The organism is Bacillus andreraoultii (assembly GCF_001244735.1).
Classification (GTDB): Bacteria; Bacillota; Bacilli; order Bacillales; family Caldibacillaceae; genus Caldifermentibacillus; species Caldifermentibacillus andreraoultii.
The window spans coordinates 75219-95229 of record NZ_LN868936.1; the positions used below are offsets into that span (position 1 = coordinate 75219).

General features: G+C 36.3%; 12 protein-coding genes and 3 pseudogenes. 2 read left to right on the top strand and 13 right to left on the bottom strand.

The features are described 5' to 3' along the window. Nucleotides 1-1587, top strand: a pseudogene (locus BN2144_RS20020) (hypothetical protein); the annotation flags it as partial. A 1031-nt stretch (nucleotides 1588-2618) separates the two neighbouring features. On the opposite strand, the gene BN2144_RS03600 reads toward BN2144_RS20020, so the two are convergent. From BN2144_RS03600 to BN2144_RS03635, 8 genes and pseudogenes are all read right to left on the bottom strand, one after another. Beyond that, nucleotides 2619-3641, bottom strand: a complete 1023-nt coding sequence (locus tag BN2144_RS03600) for a glycoside hydrolase family 130 protein (protein WP_033826967.1) — start codon at nucleotides 3639-3641, stop codon at nucleotides 2619-2621. A 53-nt stretch (nucleotides 3642-3694) separates the two neighbouring features. Beyond that, nucleotides 3695-4315 (bottom strand): annotated as a pseudogene (locus BN2144_RS03605) (carbohydrate ABC transporter permease); the annotation flags it as partial. Nucleotides 4316-4524: 209 nt separating this feature from the next. Further along, on the bottom strand, nucleotides 4525-5547 hold the full coding sequence (locus BN2144_RS03610; protein WP_033826967.1) for a glycoside hydrolase family 130 protein: 1023 nt from the start codon (nucleotides 5545-5547) through the stop codon (nucleotides 4525-4527). A gap of 53 nt (nucleotides 5548-5600) precedes the next feature. Then, the gene (locus tag BN2144_RS03615; protein WP_033826968.1) at nucleotides 5601-6434 is read right to left on the bottom strand and encodes a carbohydrate ABC transporter permease; all 834 of its coding nucleotides are present in this window, start codon (nucleotides 6432-6434) and stop codon (nucleotides 5601-5603) included. Continuing rightward, nucleotides 6434-7315 (bottom strand): carbohydrate ABC transporter permease, encoded by an 882-nt coding sequence (locus BN2144_RS03620; protein ID WP_033826969.1) that lies wholly within the window; start codon nucleotides 7313-7315, stop codon nucleotides 6434-6436. Before BN2144_RS03620 ends, BN2144_RS03615 begins: the two co-directional genes overlap by 1 nt. A 258-nt stretch (nucleotides 7316-7573) precedes the next feature. Next, entirely contained in the window at nucleotides 7574-8917 is a 1344-nt protein-coding gene (locus BN2144_RS03625; RefSeq protein WP_033826970.1) for an ABC transporter substrate-binding protein, read from the bottom strand. Between the two features lie 189 nt (nucleotides 8918-9106). Next, the gene (locus tag BN2144_RS03630) at nucleotides 9107-10450 is read right to left on the bottom strand and encodes a GH1 family beta-glucosidase (protein ID WP_033826971.1); all 1344 of its coding nucleotides are present in this window, start codon (nucleotides 10448-10450) and stop codon (nucleotides 9107-9109) included. A gap of 19 nt (nucleotides 10451-10469) precedes the next feature. Continuing rightward, the gene (locus BN2144_RS03635) at nucleotides 10470-11429 is read right to left on the bottom strand and encodes an alpha/beta fold hydrolase (RefSeq protein ID WP_033826972.1); all 960 of its coding nucleotides are present in this window, start codon (nucleotides 11427-11429) and stop codon (nucleotides 10470-10472) included. A 687-nt stretch (nucleotides 11430-12116) separates the two neighbouring features. On the opposite strand from BN2144_RS03635, the gene BN2144_RS03640 reads away from it, so the two are divergent. Beyond that, nucleotides 12117-13340: a methyl-accepting chemotaxis protein gene (locus BN2144_RS03640; protein ID WP_407638004.1), complete on the top strand. Its 1224-nt coding sequence runs from the start codon at nucleotides 12117-12119 to the stop codon at nucleotides 13338-13340. Nucleotides 13341-13550: 210 nt separating this feature from the next. Here BN2144_RS03640 and BN2144_RS03645 read toward each other — a convergent pair whose 3' ends face one another. The 5 genes and pseudogenes from BN2144_RS03645 to BN2144_RS03660 all read right to left on the bottom strand — a co-directional run bounded on the left by BN2144_RS03645 (nucleotide 13551) and on the right by BN2144_RS03660 (nucleotide 20010). Beyond that, nucleotides 13551-13919: a DUF488 domain-containing protein gene (locus tag BN2144_RS03645; RefSeq protein WP_033826973.1), complete on the bottom strand. Its 369-nt coding sequence runs from the start codon at nucleotides 13917-13919 to the stop codon at nucleotides 13551-13553. Nucleotides 13920-14104: 185 nt separating this feature from the next. Further along, nucleotides 14105-15190, bottom strand: coding sequence for an Ig-like domain-containing protein (locus tag BN2144_RS20845; protein WP_407638005.1), 1086 nt, complete (start codon nucleotides 15188-15190; stop codon nucleotides 14105-14107). After that, a pseudogene (locus BN2144_RS20850) lies at nucleotides 15179-16333 on the bottom strand (arabinogalactan endo-1,4-beta-galactosidase); the annotation flags it as partial. The gene BN2144_RS20845 and the pseudogene BN2144_RS20850, both read right to left, overlap by 12 nt. A 742-nt stretch (nucleotides 16334-17075) precedes the next feature. Further along, the gene (locus BN2144_RS03655; protein WP_033826975.1) at nucleotides 17076-19136 is read right to left on the bottom strand and encodes a beta-galactosidase; all 2061 of its coding nucleotides are present in this window, start codon (nucleotides 19134-19136) and stop codon (nucleotides 17076-17078) included. 22 nt (nucleotides 19137-19158) lie between these two features. After that, complete coding sequence (locus tag BN2144_RS03660; protein WP_033826976.1) at nucleotides 19159-20010, bottom strand: galactooligosaccharide ABC transporter permease GanQ; 852 nt, start codon at nucleotides 20008-20010, stop codon at nucleotides 19159-19161. Between the last annotated feature and the right edge of the window lies 1 nt (nucleotide 20011).

Genomic DNA, 20011 nt, shown 5'->3' on the forward strand with positions numbered 1-20011 from the left:
CGTAAACCAGAAAAACCTGGTATTTTATATGATTTTGAGAACGATGTAGAAGACTTTGATGTGACACAAAATCATTCTGAAGCAACAAAGCCGAAAGTAACAGATGAATTTGCTACTAGTGGGAAACATTCATTGGTTACTGAATTCAATTTATCTAAAAGTGGTGGCTTCGAGCTAAGTAAAATAACTGATTTAAACCTAGCTAGTATTGATGCCATATCAGCAAATGTAAAACTTTCTAGTGGTTCTGCTGATGTAAAACTTTATATTAAAACTGGAAATGATTGGGCATGGGCAGATTCTGGAACCTATCATGTCGGAACCGATGGATTTACTAAAGTTACTTTCCCACTAAAAGGAATTAATCAAGCACAACTTGAACAAGTAAAAGCAATCGGACTACAAGTATTACCTAAAAATGGAGAAGGAAAAGCAAAATTATATTTAGATGAGGTTACTCTCGAAGGTAAAGCAATTGAGGAACCAACACGGAAACCATTATTATTCGACTTTGAAGATGGGACAAATAACTGGAAAATTGGCTATAGTGAAAACGAAACAACCGAGGTAACAACAACATCAGAAAATGCTATCAATGGTTCAAGTTTGACTACTACTTTTAATTTAAGTAAAGGCAAATTTAGTTTGCAAACATCAGAGATTAAAGACCTTACCGGAGAAAATGCCTTATATGCAAAAGTTAAGATTTCTAAAGGAAAAGCAAATGTGAAATTATACATGCAAACAGGTTCTGCTTGGAATTGGGTTGATAGCGGAGAAGTAAGTATTGAAGAAAACCAAGTAGTCACTTTGAAATTACCGCTCACTGATATAAAGGAACTCAAATCTATCCAAGCAATTGGTATTGAAATTCTTCCAATCGAAGGAGTAGGAAATGCTAATGTCTATGTAGATGACGTTTCCTTAATAGAGTTAAGTGATGAACCAGATACAGATAAACCGGATGGCGAGAATCCAGATGTAGACAAGCCTGACACGGATAAACCGGATGGCGAGAATCCAGATGTGGACAAGCCTGACACGGACAAACCGGATAGCGAAAAACCGGATACGGACAAGCCTGACACGGATAAACCGGATAATGAAAACCCGGATACGGACAAGCCTGACACGGATAAACCGGATAATGAAAACCCGGATACGGACAAGCCTGACACGGACAAACCGGATAATGAAAACCCGGATGTGGATAAGCCTGACACGGATAAACCGGATAGCGAAAAACCGGATACGGACAAGCCTGACATGGATAAACCGGATACGGACAAACCGGATACGGACAAGTCGAGTTCGAATACATCGGACACGAATCATTCGGATTCTAATCAAACGGATGTTAATAAATCAGGGTCCAACCAAAATGCACAATCAGTTACAGGCGGTACTAGTCCACTGGATAAAAATAATAATAAGCAAATCGACCATAAACATAACGCAAAAAGTACTGAAAAACTACCAAAAACCGCAACGAATCATTATGAACTTTTCTTTACTGGTTTGTTACTTCTCATTGTAGGAATCACGATACCTATAATGATGAAAAAAAGAAAAAATAAAGAAGTTTAATAATGGAGTTTCATTAAATCTATTGTAATAATAACAGCCCTCAGCTTTCGAGAAAGGTGAGGGCTGTATAACTATATAAGTTATTTAAGATCTTCTGCTTATAGGTTCTTTCTATAGAGCAGTTTTCGCGGATTTCACCAAATTTCGAGATTATTGACTACTCCTATAAATCCATTTAATCCATTTTCACGGAGCTACCAAACTTCGAAATTATAAAACTCTTCTATGAACCCATTTTCGCGAAATCCTCTTCATTTTCGGCTCATAGACTCATTCTATGAACCCATTTTCGCGAAATCCTCTTCATTTTCGGCTCATAGACTCATTCTATGAACCCATTTTCGCGAAATCCTCTTCATTTTCGGCTCATAGACTCACTCTATAAACCCATTTTTGCGAAATCCTCTTCATTTTCGGCTCATAGACTCACTCTATGAACCCATTTTTGCGAAATCCTCTTCATTTTTGGCTCATAGACTCTTCCTATGAACCCATTTTCGCGGAATCCTCTTCATTTTCGGCTCATAGACTCATTCTATGAACCCATTTTTGCGGAATCCTCTTCACTTTCGGCTCATAGACTCATTCTATGAACCCATTTTCGCGAAATCCTCTTCATTTTCGGCTCATAGACTTACTCTATGAACCCATTTTCGCGAAATCCTCTTCATTTTCGGCTCATAGACTTACTCTATGAACCCATTTTCGCGAAATCCTCTTCATTTTCGGCTCATAGACTTACTCTATGAACCCATTTTCGCGAAATCCTCTTCATTTTCGGCTCATAGACTTACTCTATGAACCCATTTTCGCGGAACCTCCCTCATTTTCGGCTCATAGACTTACTCTATGAACCCATTTTCGCGGAACCTCCCTCATTTTCGGCTCATAGATCACTTCCTATTAGCTAAAAAAAGGGATGACCGTAAATCTCGAACATCCGCTCCACCACACGGCTTCAAATAAAATTCAAAGTCGTGCAAATCTATTTAAATATAAAGGGGGTACAAATATTACAAAAAGTTCCAGTATTACATAATACCAATTTCCTTATCGTCGCCAACTTCTTCGTGATTCTCCTTCACATAATTAACGATCTCATCAACAGTTGTATACGCCATTGCAACATATGTATCTGCTGCACCATAATAAATGGCAATCCGACCTGTTTCTGCATCCGCTAATGCTGCACAAGGGAAGATGACATTATTGACAAAGCCTCTTTCCTCATACCATTCTTCAGGAGTCAAGACAAGATTTTTACAACGATATTTCACTTTAGAAGGTTCATCTTTATCAAGAATCACCGCACTCATACTATATACCAAACCATTACATGTTCCCGTTACACCATGGAAGAATAGTAACCATCCTTCAGTCGTTTCAATTGGTGCCGGTCCACCGCCAATTTTAACGTTGTGCCACCAACCTTCTCCACCTTTTGTCATAACATGTCGGTGTTTTCCCCAATAAACTAAATCAGGACTTTCACTGACAAATATGTCACCAAATGGGGTATGACCACTATCACTTGGACGAGATAACATGAGGTAGTTTCCATTTATCTTTTTCGGGAAAAGCACGCCATTACGGTTAAATGGTAAAAATGGATTTTCTAATCGTACAAATGTTTTAAAATCAGTTGTCTTCGCTAATCCAATACTTGCTCCATAAAAATCCGTACACCAAATAATATAATACACATCCTCTACTTTCACTAAACGAGGATCATATGCATATTTGGGCTGGAATGGGTTCCCTTCTTCATCAACAAACGGGATACGTTCTTCTTCAATTTTCCAGTTAATCGCATCATCACTCCAACCAAGATGGAGGTGAGGTCTACCGTTAATTGTTTCTGCACGGAATACCCCGATAAATTTTCCTTCATAAGGAACAACAGCACTATTAAAAATTCGAGCAATTCCCTTTGTCGGATTGCGTTTGATAATCGGGTTTGCTGAATGACGCCAAACTGGGAATTGTGTATCCTGTGGTTTTTCCTCCCACGGAATATTCGGTAAAGCTTCACCAATAATTTTTACTTCAGACATTTATATACTCCTTTCAGTAAATACCTATTTTTGTAGAAACAAAATGAAACTCCTTATTTAACAGCTCCATTTGAAAAACCGTTATAAATATATTTTTGTAATGATAAGAAAGCAATTAATGTTGGAATAATCGCAATCATAATCCCAGCACAAATAACTTCCCATTCAGAACCAAATGGACCTTTAAATTTAAATAACGATGTTGAAATCGTCATTAAATCGGTTTTCGGCATGTAAAGAAATGGCGTATAGAAATCGTTATATACATTCACACCTTTAATAATAATGACAGTTACAATCGCCGGTTTTAGCAATGGAAGAATAATTTTTCTAAAGATGGTAAAATAACTTGCACCATCAAGCATAGCTGACTCATCCAATGAAACCGGTATGCTTTCCATAAATTGTAAGAAGATGTAGACGGCAATAATATCTGTACCTAAATACAAGATGATTGCTGCCCAAATGGTATTAAACAAACCTAATCCGTTAACAATTTGGAATGTAGCGATTTGAGTCGTAACGCCAGGCACTAAAGCCGCTAATAGAAAAAGATTTAAAATTAATTTACTTCCAATAAATTTAAATCGATTTAATACGAAGGCAACCATCGCCCCGATTAAAGTAGTTCCTAATAAAGAGATAGAAAGAATAAACACTGTATTNGAACCTCCCTCATTTTCGGCTCATAGACTTACTCTATGAACCCATTTTCGCGGAACCTCCCTCATTTTCGGCTCATAGATCACTTCCTATTAGCTAAAAAAAGGGATGACCGTAAATCTCGAACATCCGCTCCACCACACGGCTTCAAATAAAATTCAAAGTCGTGCAAATCTATTTAAATATAAAGGGGGTACAAATATTACAAAAAGTTCCAGTATTACATAATACCAATTTCCTTATCGTCGCCAACTTCTTCGTGATTCTCCTTCACATAATTAACGATCTCATCAACAGTTGTATACGCCATTGCAACATATGTATCTGCTGCACCATAATAAATGGCAATCCGACCTGTTTCTGCATCCGCTAATGCTGCACAAGGGAAGATGACATTATTGACAAAGCCTCTTTCCTCATACCATTCTTCAGGAGTCAAGACAAGATTTTTACAACGATATTTCACTTTAGAAGGTTCATCTTTATCAAGAATCACCGCACTCATACTATATACCAAACCATTACATGTTCCCGTTACACCATGGAAGAATAGTAACCATCCTTCAGTCGTTTCAATTGGTGCCGGTCCACCGCCAATTTTAACGTTGTGCCACCAACCTTCTCCACCTTTTGTCATAACATGTCGGTGTTTTCCCCAATAAACTAAATCAGGACTTTCACTGACAAATATGTCACCAAATGGGGTATGACCACTATCACTTGGACGAGATAACATGAGGTAGTTTCCATTTATCTTTTTCGGGAAAAGCACGCCATTACGGTTAAATGGTAAAAATGGATTTTCTAATCGTACAAATGTTTTAAAATCAGTTGTCTTCGCTAATCCAATACTTGCTCCATAAAAATCCGTACACCAAATAATATAATACACATCCTCTACTTTCACTAAACGAGGATCATATGCATATTTGGGCTGGAATGGGTTCCCTTCTTCATCAACAAACGGGATACGTTCTTCTTCAATTTTCCAGTTAATCGCATCATCACTCCAACCAAGATGGAGGTGAGGTCTACCGTTAATTGTTTCTGCACGGAATACCCCGATAAATTTTCCTTCATAAGGAACAACAGCACTATTAAAAATTCGAGCAATTCCCTTTGTCGGATTGCGTTTGATAATCGGGTTTGCTGAATGACGCCAAACTGGGAATTGTGTATCCTGTGGTTTTTCCTCCCACGGAATATTCGGTAAAGCTTCACCAATAATTTTTACTTCAGACATTTATATACTCCTTTCAGTAAATACCTATTTTTGTAGAAACAAAATGAAACTCCTTATTTAACAGCTCCATTTGAAAAACCGTTATAAATATATTTTTGTAATGATAAGAAAGCAATTAATGTTGGAATAATCGCAATCATAATCCCAGCACAAATAACTTCCCATTCAGAACCAAATGGACCTTTAAATTTAAATAACGATGTTGAAATCGTCATTAAATCGGTTTTCGGCATGTAAAGAAATGGCGTATAGAAATCGTTATATACATTCACACCTTTAATAATAATGACAGTTACAATCGCCGGTTTTAGCAATGGAAGAATAATTTTTCTAAAGATGGTAAAATAACTTGCACCATCAAGCATAGCTGACTCATCCAATGAAACCGGTATGCTTTCCATAAATTGTAAGAAGATGTAGACGGCAATAATATCTGTACCTAAATACAAGATGATTGCTGCCCAAATGGTATTAAACAAACCTAATCCGTTAACAATTTGGAATGTAGCGATTTGAGTCGTAACGCCAGGCACTAAAGCCGCTAATAGAAAAAGATTTAAAATTAATTTACTTCCAATAAATTTAAATCGATTTAATACGAAGGCAACCATCGCCCCGATTAAAGTAGTTCCTAATAAAGAGATAGAAAGAATAAACACTGTATTTTTGAAACCAGTTAACATATTTCCTTCAACAAAGGCACGCTTATAATTCTCGAAGTTTGTCCAATCGTGTGGAGGAACTAACACTCCAGTAGACGTATATTCGGTGCTTGTCTTAAACGAAGCAAACAATACAATCAAAATAGGTAATATTGCTACGATGACTCCTAGGATTAGGGACAAATATTTACCAACACTTGCTAGTCTATATTTCATTTGGCCCATCATGCATCCCCCTCACTGAAGAACTTCCTTTGAATAACTGTTACAATCACAACAATTAACATTAAGACAACAGCCATCGCAGAACCAAGTCCGATCTTTCCGTACTTAAACGCCGTATCTACCGTTTGAATAACAAACGTTTCACTTCCATTTGAACCACCTGTCATAATATACGGAATTTCGAAGGCACTAATAGCCCCACTAACAGCTAAGATTAAGTTTAATGAAATAATAATCTTTATACTTGGGAAAATAATATATTTAAATTGGTGCCATCTATTCGCACCATCCATTTCTGCAGCTTCATATAGTTCACTAGGTATCGATGAAATCGCACCTAAAAAGATAATAAAGTTATTACCCATGTACCGCCAAACAGAAGTTCCAACGAGTGATACGTTAATGATTTTTGGATCACCTAACCACAAATGGTCAAATGAGCCAAGACCAATCATGTTTAAGACTGTATCAAGTCCGCCGTCCGGTTTGAAAAAGAATAAGAAAATAAATCCAATAGCAACACCATTTATCAAATATGGGAAGAAGAGTACACCTTTAAAGAAATTTTTTGCTCGTATTTTAAAGCTTAGAATTGTGGCAAAGTACAAGGCGAGGGTTAGCTGAACTATGGAGCCCACAAAATAATACAAACTAACTTTAAACACCGCAAAATATTCTGGATCAGTAAATAGTGTTATATAGTTTTCTAAACCAACAAAATTCTTTTCACTAAATCCGTTCCAATCTGTAAAACTGTAACCAATCATATTAATAACTGGTATGAACGTAAAAGTTATTAATAATGTAAGTGGAACAATTAAAAAACTTACTATTAAAAACCTTCTTTGAGCACTATAAGACATGTTTGATAGTTTAAACATGTGTTGCCCTCCTAACTCGTTTCGTTAAGAAATTAGGAAAGGAAAGTGTAAAGAAAACTCGGCGATTGCCGAGCCTCCAGGCGAAAGCAGAGCCGCAGTTCGCCGAAAAAGCTTTTTTCGGCTGCGATGCAATGCTGCCAAAGCCTTCCTTGTGCGCTTATCTGTATAGGAAAATAGAAATTGGAAGATTTATACTTTCCTATTAGCCAAGGGTTACACTTTCCAGTCCTTGAAACATGACACGAAATTATCTACATATTATTTATTTACAATTTTATCGTAAGCTGCTTTCCAATCTTCGTTCCATTTTTTCATAATATCATCATAACTTTCTTTTCTATTACCAATGGCAGCTTCGATGATTTCTTTTTTACGATCTTCTAACCATAAACCTACTTCTGCTTCTTTATCAATCTTATCTGCTAAACCTTGTTTGTCTTCAGGAGATGGAGTTAATGTTAAGAATAATGCCCCTTCTTCTTCAGCTTCTTTTAATGCATCAGGTAGTGGAACATCTTTAGCTGCACTAATTCCACCAGCTTGTTCTACAGAATATCCTGAATCATGGATGAACCAATCCACCCATGCCATTGCAGCATCTTTATTTTCACTGTTTTTGTTAACAGCAATATTGAAGTCCGCACCAAGTGGGAAAATGACCTTATCTGCATCTGTTGGGTATGGCATAATTGCAATGTCATCACCGTTTTCCCCAGCACCTTGAATTTGTTCAAGTGCCCAAGACCCTAATACCATCGTAGCAATTTTACCTTGATTCATCATCGTCTTAGAAGATTCCCAATCTGTTGTTAATGGGTCTTTTTCAATTAAACCTTTATTAGCAACATCGAACATTAATTTATAATGGTTGTAATGTACGTCACCTTTATCAAATGGAGTAGGGTCGTCCAACAATTTTACGTTGTAATAATCAACGTCACCAGCAGTTGTCGTAACGGCACCTTCCCATTGTGTTAATGGCCAGCCAGCTGCATAGTTTGTATACATAGGAATTGCATCTGTGTTATCTTTCACTTTTTGTAATGCATCTAAAAATTCTTCTCGTGTTTTCGGTAACTTTTCAACGCCTGCTTCTTCAAATACTTTTTTATTATAAATAACACCCGTATAAGTCATTGCAATCGGAATACCGTAAACTTTTCCATCGACTGCTCTTTCTTCAACGCCTAAGTAATCCTTTTGCATATCTTCTAATGAACCAAGTGGCTCGAAGTAACGTGGAATATCAGCAATTGGAATTTGTGTTGGGATTAACAACACATCACCATAATCTTTCGTATTCATACGTGGCATAATTTCACCACCATAATCAGTTAACGCTTCGAAATTAACATTTACATTTGGATATTTCTTTTGAAATTCTTTTGCATAATCTTTAAAAACAGTGTCTACAATATCAGTTCTTTGTGTAATAACCGTAATATCGCCTTTAATTTCAGATGGATCTTTATCTTTCCAATTCTCACTTGCAGAAGAATCTCCACCAGATTTTCCACTAGAATTGTCTTTTGATCCACTGCCGCAAGCTGCAAGAGTAAATACTAACGTTAAGCTTGCGAGTAATAATAATAGCTTTTTCATATTAACCGCCCTTTCCTCTCTCTTAGTTAAGTTATCGTTAACTTACAATACAAGTATACATTGAAAGCGATTTCCGGTCAACGATTATTTTTAAAAAAAGTACTTTTTTCTCAAAAAATATTAAAATTGTTTTCTAATATAACTTTATATATGTTAATATTTTAAGTTAATTTTAACATATATATTACCTTACATTTCAAACCAGTTATTAGCGATTAGCTTTTTATACCAATAGAAACTATCTTTCTTTGTTCTCTCCGACGTATGGTAGTCTACATGGATAATTCCAAATCTTTTACTATATCCTTCTGCCCACTCAAAATTATCTAATAAAGACCAAACGCAGTATCCTTTAATATTAACACCAGATTCAATCGCACGTGAAAGAGCTGTTAAATGTTGTTGTAAATATTTAATCCGCTTATCATCACGAACTCTCCCGTTACTTGGCTCATCATTATAACAAGCGCCATTTTCAGTTATATAGATTGGGACATTACCGTAGCGATGATGAATATACGTTAATACTTTATAGAAACCTTCTGGAAAAATTGGCCAATCAATATCCGTTCGCTCATAACCCATCTCAACATATTCAAAATCAAATAATCCTTCATTCTCTTTGTAACGGGCGATATAACCGTTATAAAAATTAATTCCTAGAAAATCAATAGGTTGGTGTATCTCCTCTAAGTCACCATCTTGAATGTGTAACGTTACACCCTTTTTCTCAAACCAATCTAGTAGAAACCTTGGATATTCCCCTTTAAAAACCGGATCCATAAACCATTCTACATAGTGTCCAATTTCTCTATGGCAAGCATCAATATCTTCTTGTTTATTGCTATATGGTTCTAACCAAGTTGTGTTCGGCGCAAAACCGATTTTCCCTTCTATTTCCATCTCTATAAACTTCTTTACTGTTTTTCCGTGAGCAATTAATAAATGATGGGAGATATCAGTGGCAAGTTGTAAATCTTGAAAGCCTGGCGCATGTGCCCCGATATAATTCGATAAGAACGAGATACACCATGGTTCATTTAGCGTAATCCAATACTTAATTTTTCCATTGAATTCTTTGAACATTGTTTCAGCGTAATGCACAAATGCGCTAATTGTTTCCCTATTTGCCCATCCACCTTTATCTTGAAGAGCTTGAGGAAGATCCCAATGATAAAGGGTGCACATCGGCTCGATGCCATTCTCGATTAATTTGTCCACGACACGATGATAGTATTCTAATCCCTTTTGACTAACCTCACCCGTGCCATTTGGAAATATTCTCGGCCAAGCAACGGAAAACCGGTAAACATCTACTCCTAGTTCTTTTAATAAATCGATATCTTCTTCATAACGGTGGTAACTATCACAAGCAACATCACCATTATCCCCATTTATTATTTTCCCTGGGGTATGAGAAAAAGTATCCCAGATAGATAACCCTCTACCATCTTCATGAACAGCTCCTTCAATTTGATAGGAAGCCGTTGCAGCCCCCCACTTCATCCCTTTTGGAAATTCAATAATCGCCATTTTCCATTCCCTCCTACTATTATAACTTTGAGAATCTCTCCATTGCTTTATCCGCCAAACCTAACAAATATTCATGTCCATATTCATGGTATAAAAGTAACTCTTTATTTGAAGTAATTTTGTTATATGCAGCAAATTGTGTAGATGGTGGACAGATCGTATCTTTTAGTCCAGTTACCCAAAGTACACGTGCTTTAATTCGATCCGCTAAGTTTTGAATATCAATATAACCTAAACGATTAAAAATTTCTTCGTGTTTTTCATGATTTGGATCAAATTGGCGGAAATAATAGACAAGTTCTTCATAAGCAGAGCTAGCCATGTCCATTTCCCACACACGTTGATAGTCTGAAAGAAACGGATAAGCAGCAACCATTTCTTTAATTCTAGGTTCCAAAGCAGCACAAACAGTTGCTAGCGCTCCACCTTGCGATACCCCATATACACCAACTCGATTTTCGTCAACTTCTTCCATCGACATGAGAATCCTTGCCGTTTGTACTGTATCGAGAAAAACATTTCGATAATATAAGTGATCTGGATTTGGATCATCCAAACCTCGAATAATATGCCCACGTAGCGTGGTACCGTTTACACTTAACGGATCTGTTGAATAACCACCTTGACCACGACAATCCATTGCAAGTACGGTAAACCCAAGCGCTGCATAAGAAACTTTATCAAACCAATCTCCACTACTATTGCCATAACCGTGAAACATAACAATGCCAGGGCCAGCTTTTTGAATATGTTTTGGCTTTGCTAACATACAACGAATCTTCGCATGACCGATACCAGTAAAGTACAAGTTATAGCAATCCACTTGTGATGATGGATATTGTACTCGTTCCAATTGATAGTCTAGTGGCTGATTTTCAAGTTCTTGTAGTGCACGCTCCCAATACTCATCAAACTCTTTTGGTTTGGGGCTTTTTCCTGTATAAGTTTTCAATTCTTCTAACGGCATATCCACATGCATGTATTCATCCCTCCATTAATCAAGCATTCACCAAGAATGTACTACTTCTCGTTACTTTAATTATAAACTATACGATTAAGTAATTAAATGGTTCTTTTGAAAGTTTTTTATATATAATTTACTTAATTCTATTGAAAACCTTTCCATTTCGTACTATCTTTGAATTAAGACCGAAAATAAATGATTACCCTATTAAAATTTAAGGAGGTGCTAGCCTTGAAGATATCAAGAATGCTAAAAATAATGATTATTGTCATTTTACTACTATTAATACTGAATGGTATAAGTATTTCCTCTCTCATATCTTCTATGAATGAACGTACGGATGCAATCGAGGAAGAATTAGAGCTGAAAGAACTATCTTCCAAAATTTATGAATCAATTAATTTTCGGTCAGAACAATTAAGTAACTATGCTTTATTGGAAAAATCCCAATATTTACATGCATACAACAGTAGTTCGAATATGGAAGAACCTTTGATTAAAAAAGTGATGGATCGCTTGAAAAAGTTAGATGCACCAGAAAAATTAATTCGTATTATGAATGAACTAAAGGTAGGAAATGAAAACCTTTTAACCATTGAATCAGAAGTACTAAAAGGAATGGAAAGCGGTGATGTAGGACGTGCACAGGCGCTAATTACTGGAGAAGGCTATAAAGTAAAGAAAAGTGCCTTAAAAGGATATATGGATGTTTTTGAAAAGGAATTAGGTGATTGGGTAAGTTTACGATCCAAAGATGCACAAAGTACGTTTGAAAACTCACTACATATCGCGATTTCTTCCGTTGCTTTTGTATCTATTTTTATTATTACTTTCCTTTTATTACTGCAAAGAAAAATTAAACCACTCCATTCTTTAATGATGATTTCAGAAAAAATGGCTAATGGCGATTTTAACGTTCAAGTAAAAGCATTAAAGTCTAAAGATGAAGTGGCTCAGTTGTTTCAAACCTTTCGTATTATGATTGAAAATATGAAAATGATGATTCAACAAATCCAAGTGGCATCTAATCAGCTATCCAGCTCGGCACAAGAATTAATGGCAAGTTCAGAACAATCTACACATACAGCTGAACAAGTATCGTACGTCATTCAACACGTTTCCGATGGAGCAGAATTACAAACGTCAAGCTTAGAAAATAATTTATTAGCACTTAATAAAGTGAATGACACAATTGAACGATTTACAACTCAAACAGAGAACATTAATGATATGGCAGGGCAAATTACAATCCAAGCAAAAGATGGGGTTATTTCCGTAAACAAAACGGTTGACCAAATGGGATTCATTAATGCGTCCGTATCACAAGCGAGTGAAAAAATTAATGAGCTTCTATCCAAAACAGAAAAGATTGACAATATAACAGCAACCATCAGCGATATTAGTGAACAGACAAATCTACTTGCGTTAAATGCCGCTATAGAAGCTGCAAGAGCTGGAGAATACGGAAGGGGATTTGCTGTTGTCGCAGATGAAGTCCGCAACTTAGCGGAACAATCAAGAAACTCAGCAAAAAACATTGAAAACATCATTAAAACCATTCAAGACGAAACTTCACAAGCATTTACTCTCATGCAAAATGTTGTCGAAGTTGTAGCGAACGGAATTGATATTTCAACAGAGTCGAAGGATAAATTTTCACAAATTCAACGTAGTTTACAATCATTAACTCCACTTTTGAAAGAAATGGCTAACCATTCAAAACACGTGTTAGATCAAGTAAATTATATAACTGAAAACGAACAAAATCTTGTAAACGTCGCTCATGAAAACGAAAAGTCATCTGAAGAAGTTGCTGCAGCTTCACAAGAGCAATTAGCTACGATGGAAGAAGTCACCTCTTCCGCTCAAACACTTTCTGCGATGGCTGAGGAATTACAAGACCAAATCGCAAAATTTCATATTTAATGGGAATGTAGGTGACCGTGCCCTGAAGAGATGATAGCCGTAGTCACCAAAATAAACTTTTTTTCGACTGCAAACTTATGTAATCAGAGTCTTTCTTTTGCACACATACGTTGAAAAGTAGGAATTGGAATTTATCGTTTTCAATTTGCTAAACAAACAAAAACCAGTCCAACAAAGAGTTCCGTTTGACTGGTTTTTTTATTTTATAACTCATTTCGCTATTCTTGTTAAAATTTCCTCTCTTAACACAACTGCGTGATTATGCACTTCATCTTTCGCACCAAATAAAAGGATGATGTCATTATCTTTAAGAAGACGACATATTTCATCTACCTTATTCGATTTCACCTCATCATTTCGTAATTCTTGAATATAACGCTCGCTGAAGTCTGGGAACTTATCAGGCTCGTGACCAAACCATTTTCTCAAATCCGGACTTGGAGCAACTTCCTTAAACCAAAAGTCAAGTTGAGCATCTTCCTTCTTAATTCCGCGGGGCCAGAGGCGGTCGATGAGGATGCGAAGACCTTCTGGATGTACACACTTTTCATAAACTCTTTGTAATAAAATTTGATTCATTTTATAGCTTCTTCCTTCTTTTTAAAAGTGACTGGAACAAAAGAGAAATTTTTAAAGAATATTAGAATCATTTACAGGAGGTTTAAGTAGGTTCAAGAAATATCATTCGCTTTGCGCGGCGGCTTAAACCTCATTTTGTTCATCCTTACAGAAAACTTCTAGAAATGTCCCAGCTTAAATATTTTTTATTGTTTCTTTCTTTTACTATTCAAAAGTATAGCTAAAACAATTAGTAAAACACCTATAAAAGCAATACTAGGATAGTTTGTAGCTGTAGACGGTAATTTATCTTTCTTGATGTTGTTGGCTTTATTTACCTCATTCTTACTATCTGTTATAGTATCTGTTGGTGCATTTTGATTATCTTTATTCGTTGTAGTTCGATCTGTACTTGTATTGTTCTTCGGTAAATTTCCATCCTCATTCGCCTTTCCTACTCCAGGACTTTTATCTTTTCCAACTGAATCTTCAACTGGTGGTTTATTTGAATCAGATGGTTTAGCTGGCGGTGTACTTGATTCGGATGGTTCCTCAGCTGGCGGTGTATTTGGGTCTGTTGGCTCTTTAGCCTTATACTCACGTGCATAATATAAATTAAAATCATCAAGAGTTCCCCAAGCACCGGCATCCGCTTTCACCACAGCACCTATAGTTACCGTTCCTTCTGTTATTAGAATATCTTCTATTTCTGGATTGTTCCAATTTACCCAGCCATTTACCGATGTCTCCTTTGTATATGTTTTGTCCCCTACTTTAGCATATATATACATGTGGGAATTATTTGCATCTCCACCTTGAATAAACATATTAAAGTTATAATATCCGGGGGTTAAGTTTGTTATCGTTTGTTCTACTTGAAAATCAACTTTATCCTCTGAATAAAAGTGTAAGGAATAATCCCCAGATTTTGCATCTGACGCTTTATTTTGGAAACTTGTATGAGGCTCAGTATTCTCTCCATATGTAATTTTCCACATAGATTGATCATTTTCTTCAAAACTTGGATTAATCACATAGTTTTTTGGTAGGATATTAATCGTAGCCTTTACAGTTAATCCACCTTCAATAGTCCCCTTAATTTCATAGGTTCCAACACCTTTTGCCTGAATATCATTTAATTGATTTTCATTCCAAGTAACCTTAACTTTAGCCGTGCTACGATTATTATAAATAACTTCTACCGTTTCTGGTAAAGTAATGGTTTCTCCATAATTCATATCAACCACAACATTTTTTACCTCATCAATTTTCAGCGATGCGACTGAACCCATATTAACGTATTTAAATACATTTAAAGAAGGTAACGGATGTCCTGTAAAATCAAACAAGGCTTGATTGTCTACAGCACTTCCACCGTACCATTTACCGGCATCTTCAGGGTCATATTCAGCTGCATAACTTGATGCCCAACCGGATCCATATTTCTCCCAAAGTAGTTTATTAGATTCCAAGTTTTCCGCAGGGCCAACAGGTAACCATGCAGGTTCCCAATAAAATACGCCAATACCAGCGTTTCCTACATGAACAACTGCTTCAATCACATCCCGAACGGACTGTGCTTGACCTTGAACTGTAATTGGATAATTTAATACTTGTCCAACATTCTTCGGTGCTGTATTTTCATGTCCATCACCATCCTCAGCTGTATACGTATAAGAAGTTTCTGCAACCATAACTTTTTTACCGTACGTATCTGCTACTTGTTTTAATACTTGTGTGAGGTTATCGAGTGTACCATGCCAGAATGGATAATAAGAGCTGGCAAATACATCATATTGAACACCATTTTCCTCCAATGTTTTTGCAATGCTTGCATATCTACCGGTCGTTTCCGGATTCGTAAAATGTAAAGCGACTAAAATATTGGAGTCCACATCTTTTACTGCTTTACTACCTGCATTAAACAACTCACTCATTTTTGTCCAATCCGTTTCGCCGGCAACTCCACCGTTCGTTTCATTCCCTACCTGGACCATGCCAATATTGATTCCCGCATTTAACATGGTTTGTAAGCTATCTTTCGTAAAGTTATAAAGTGCCTCTTTTTTCTCTTTAAAACTTAAATTCTTCCATGCTTTCGGTGATTGTTGCTTGGCTGGGTCAGCCCAAAAATCAGAATAATGAAAGTTGACCAATAGCTTCATTCCGTTTGCAGTAGCTCTTTTTCCGATTTTCATTGCTTTTTGTAAATCATTATTTGCTCCGCCATAGCCATTTCCATTACTATCGTAAGGGTCATTCCAAACGCGTACTCGAACATAATTTACCCCTGAATCTGCTAAAGTTTGAAAAATATCTTGCTCATTACCAGATTCGTTGTAAAATTTTACACCGCTCTCTTCCAAAGAAATAATACTGGATACATCAACACCTTTAATAAAATCATTCGGGATTCCTTCTACTTTTTCAATGAAAATATCACTTTCAACAGGCTTGTCTACCTTTTTAAGCTGGAAATTATCAATATATCCCCAAGCATTTGACTTTCCTGTAATATTCGCTTCTACCTCAATATTAGACTCTTTATCTACTTCAAATTTCAAAGATATCGTCTCCCAATTATTATAATCCGTTGTTGCTTTCACATCAGACGTTTGACCCCCGGCAAAAAGTTGTATCTCTCCAGCCTCATCATTTGCTCCACCCATCGACTGAACGGATAATTCATAAAAGCCTGGTTCTAATGTAGAAAGAGTTTGTTTTATAGTAAAAGAGACCTTATCAGGTGTAGTATCTTTTATCCAATATTTCAATCCATAGTCACCTTCTGCAGGTTTTATCCATTCATCCTCGGAATATTCAAACCAATTGATATCAACAAAGTCCCAATCGTTTGATTCAATATTCCATCCTTCAACATTCCAAAAGTCTTTTTCAAACCCTCCATTTACTAACAAATTACTTGAATCACTTTGGGCAGCATAAGAAAAATTTAAACTACTAAAATTTAAGATTAGTGAAAAGATGAGAATAAAATAGATCATCTTCGTATTCCGTTTTCCTCTCATAAATACGTCTCCCTTTATGTATTTTTATAGAGATATATCCTCAATTCATTGAATGCGCTTACGATCATCTAAAAAAAAAACACCCATTCTAAACTACTAACACAGTTTTCGAATGGGTGTAAGATCTAGGATGAGTAGGTGGATAAGTCTATCTTGTCTCGTCGACTATTTTCACTTCATATATACCAAGTTCTACTTGACCTTTTAATTCTTCTTTAGTTATTACATCTCTAACAGGTTGATCAAAGAAAATCATTTGCTGCCTTTCAGTGAAGTTCATAACAAAAATATAATTTTTCTCATGATCTTGTCTTACTTGAACAGAAACACCTTTTCCATGTTTAACAGAAACAACTGGCTTAATAGACAGCTCTTCCATCAATCCTGAATAAAATTCTTCGTGGAATGAATGTTCTAGTCTACCACCAATATAGTAGGCTTTCCCTTTTCCAAATGAATGACTTGTAACCGCAGGTGTTCCAGCATAGAAATCTTGGTCATAACTTCCCTCAACCGTTGCACCTTTTACGTCAATGATTGTTGCGTAGTCTTTTAACGTATAAGTCTTTCCATTGTAGTGAACACGATTTTCATCTTTCGGATAATACGTATCTGTTTCTACAGGGTTAATTCCAAAAACTTCCTGCAAATCTGGATGCCAACCACCTAAATAAGTTAAATCATGTTCGTTCACGATCCCACTTATATAGGTCATAACTAATTTTCCACCGTTTGCAACGTATTCTTTCAAACGGGCAATGGTTTCTTCATTTATTAAGTAGAGCATAGGTACAATTAATAACTTATAACTTGAGAAATCGTGTTCTTTCGTAATGACATCAACTGGTATATCATTTTCCCAGAATGTTCGATAATGCTCTTGTAATGTTTGTGGATATCGTTTCGTATCCAAACCATAACCTTGAGCGTCATTCAACGCCCAATTGCTCTCCCAATCATAAAGGATTGCAACATCAGCGGGACGGTTTGTACCGACAACATCACTTAACTTTTCTAGCGTTTCCCCTACTTTTGCCACTTCTTTAAATACACGGTTATTTGGACTATTATCATGATCAACAACGGCACCATGAAACTTCTCAGACGAACCACGTGATTTTCTCCATTGGAAATACATCACACTATCCGAACCATGTGCAACCATTTGTAGTGATGATAACAAATGCATCCCTGGACGTTTAGCTTTATTTACAGAATGCCAGTTAACAAGACTTGGTGTTGATTCCAATAGAAGAAATGGCTGCTGTTTTAAACTTCTATACAAGTCATCGATAAAACCAACTTTCATCGCTAAATCAGCAGTTGATTCCCAATCATTATGCCATGCTGGGTAGGCATCCCAACTAATCACATCGACGTGTTTCGCAAATTTACTATAGTCCAAACTTTGGAATGGAATAAGATCAAATGTATCTGCCATGAAGTTTGTAGTAACTGGTATATTTGGTGTGATTTCTCTCAGTGGTACAATTTCATTTTCAAAGAAAGAGATTGTCTGATCAGTAACAAAACGTTTCCAGTCAAGCGTCAAACCATGTACAGCATTTTCCCCAATTGGTGAAGGTGATTCAATTTGTGACCAGTCAGAAATGGTATGACTCCAGAAAGGTCCCCACCATGCATCATTTAAAGCTTTCAAATCATTATTATATTTTTCTTTCAACCAATTACGAAAATCCTCTTGACATAAATCGCAATGACATTCGCCACCGTATTCGTTTGAAACATGCCACATTAATAACGCAGGGTGTTTACCGTACCGTTCAGCAAGCATACGGTTCATTTTTTGCGTCTTTTCCCGATAAACTGGTGAAGTAAAACAATGATTATGACGTCCTCCGTGAAGTTGCTTTTGACGGTATTCATTTACTCTCAATACTTCAGGATACTTTTGGGACATCCAAGCAGGTCGCGCCCCACTTGGTGTCGCTAATATGACTCGGCCACCAATCTTGTAAATGTTATCAATAATTTGGTCCAGCCATTCAAAATTGTAAACTCCTTCTTTTGGCTCCAACGTACTCCATGCAAAGATTCCAACTGAAAATGCATTTGTATGAGCTAACTGCATGAGCCGAATATCATCATTTAATATATCAGGTCGGTCTAACCATTGATCTGGATTATAATCACCCCCATGCAACATAAACTTCGCATCTGTTACATAAGTTTTATCAAAGTTGTTCATTTTTAAGCTCCTTTTCAATAAATTATCCCTTCGTACCACCAGCAGTTAATCCGCTAACAAATTGTTTTTGTAATATTAGGAAGACAACAGCAATTGGTATACTTATTAAAATCGCTCCTGCTGCAAAAGTAGTATAACTTGCTCCCATAACATCGTTAACTAATTTATACAACCCAATTGGTAATGTATAAGATTCAGGTGTTCTAAGAATTGTTGAAGATAGTACAAAATCACCCAACGGACCTGTAAACCCGTTCATCGCCACAACTGCAAGCATCGGTCTAGATAAAGGCATAATTATTTGAAAAAATATTCTCGTGCTACTTGCACCATCAATTTTTGCACTTTCATCTAGATCTATCGGAATCGAATCCATGTAACCCTTCATTAGATAAGTATTCATCGGGATTTGTCCACCGATATAAAGTAAAATTAATAACCAATGATTATTCATTAAACCTAACATTTGCGCTAAAACGAATAACGCAACGAGTGCCGAAAATTGTGGTATCATTTGTAAGAGTAAAAATAACATTAACCCATTTTTTCTTCCTTTAAACTTAAAACGGGAAAAAGCGTATGCAGTAAAGGAAACTGTAATGAGCGAGCCGACCATTGTAAATATACTAATCTTCAGCGAATTCATAAACCAATGACCATATTGAAGACTCTCTTTACCTGCAAACAGTTCCCTATAATGCTCTAAAGTTGGACTTTTCGGAATAATAGAAGTACTGATAAGACTATTACCCGGATTGAAACTAGCGCCTATTGTCCAAAGTAACGGGTATATGATTATCACCATTACAATAGCTATGATTAGATAGGTAGCTCCCAAACCTATATTCCTTCTTGCTTTTGAACTTAGATGCATG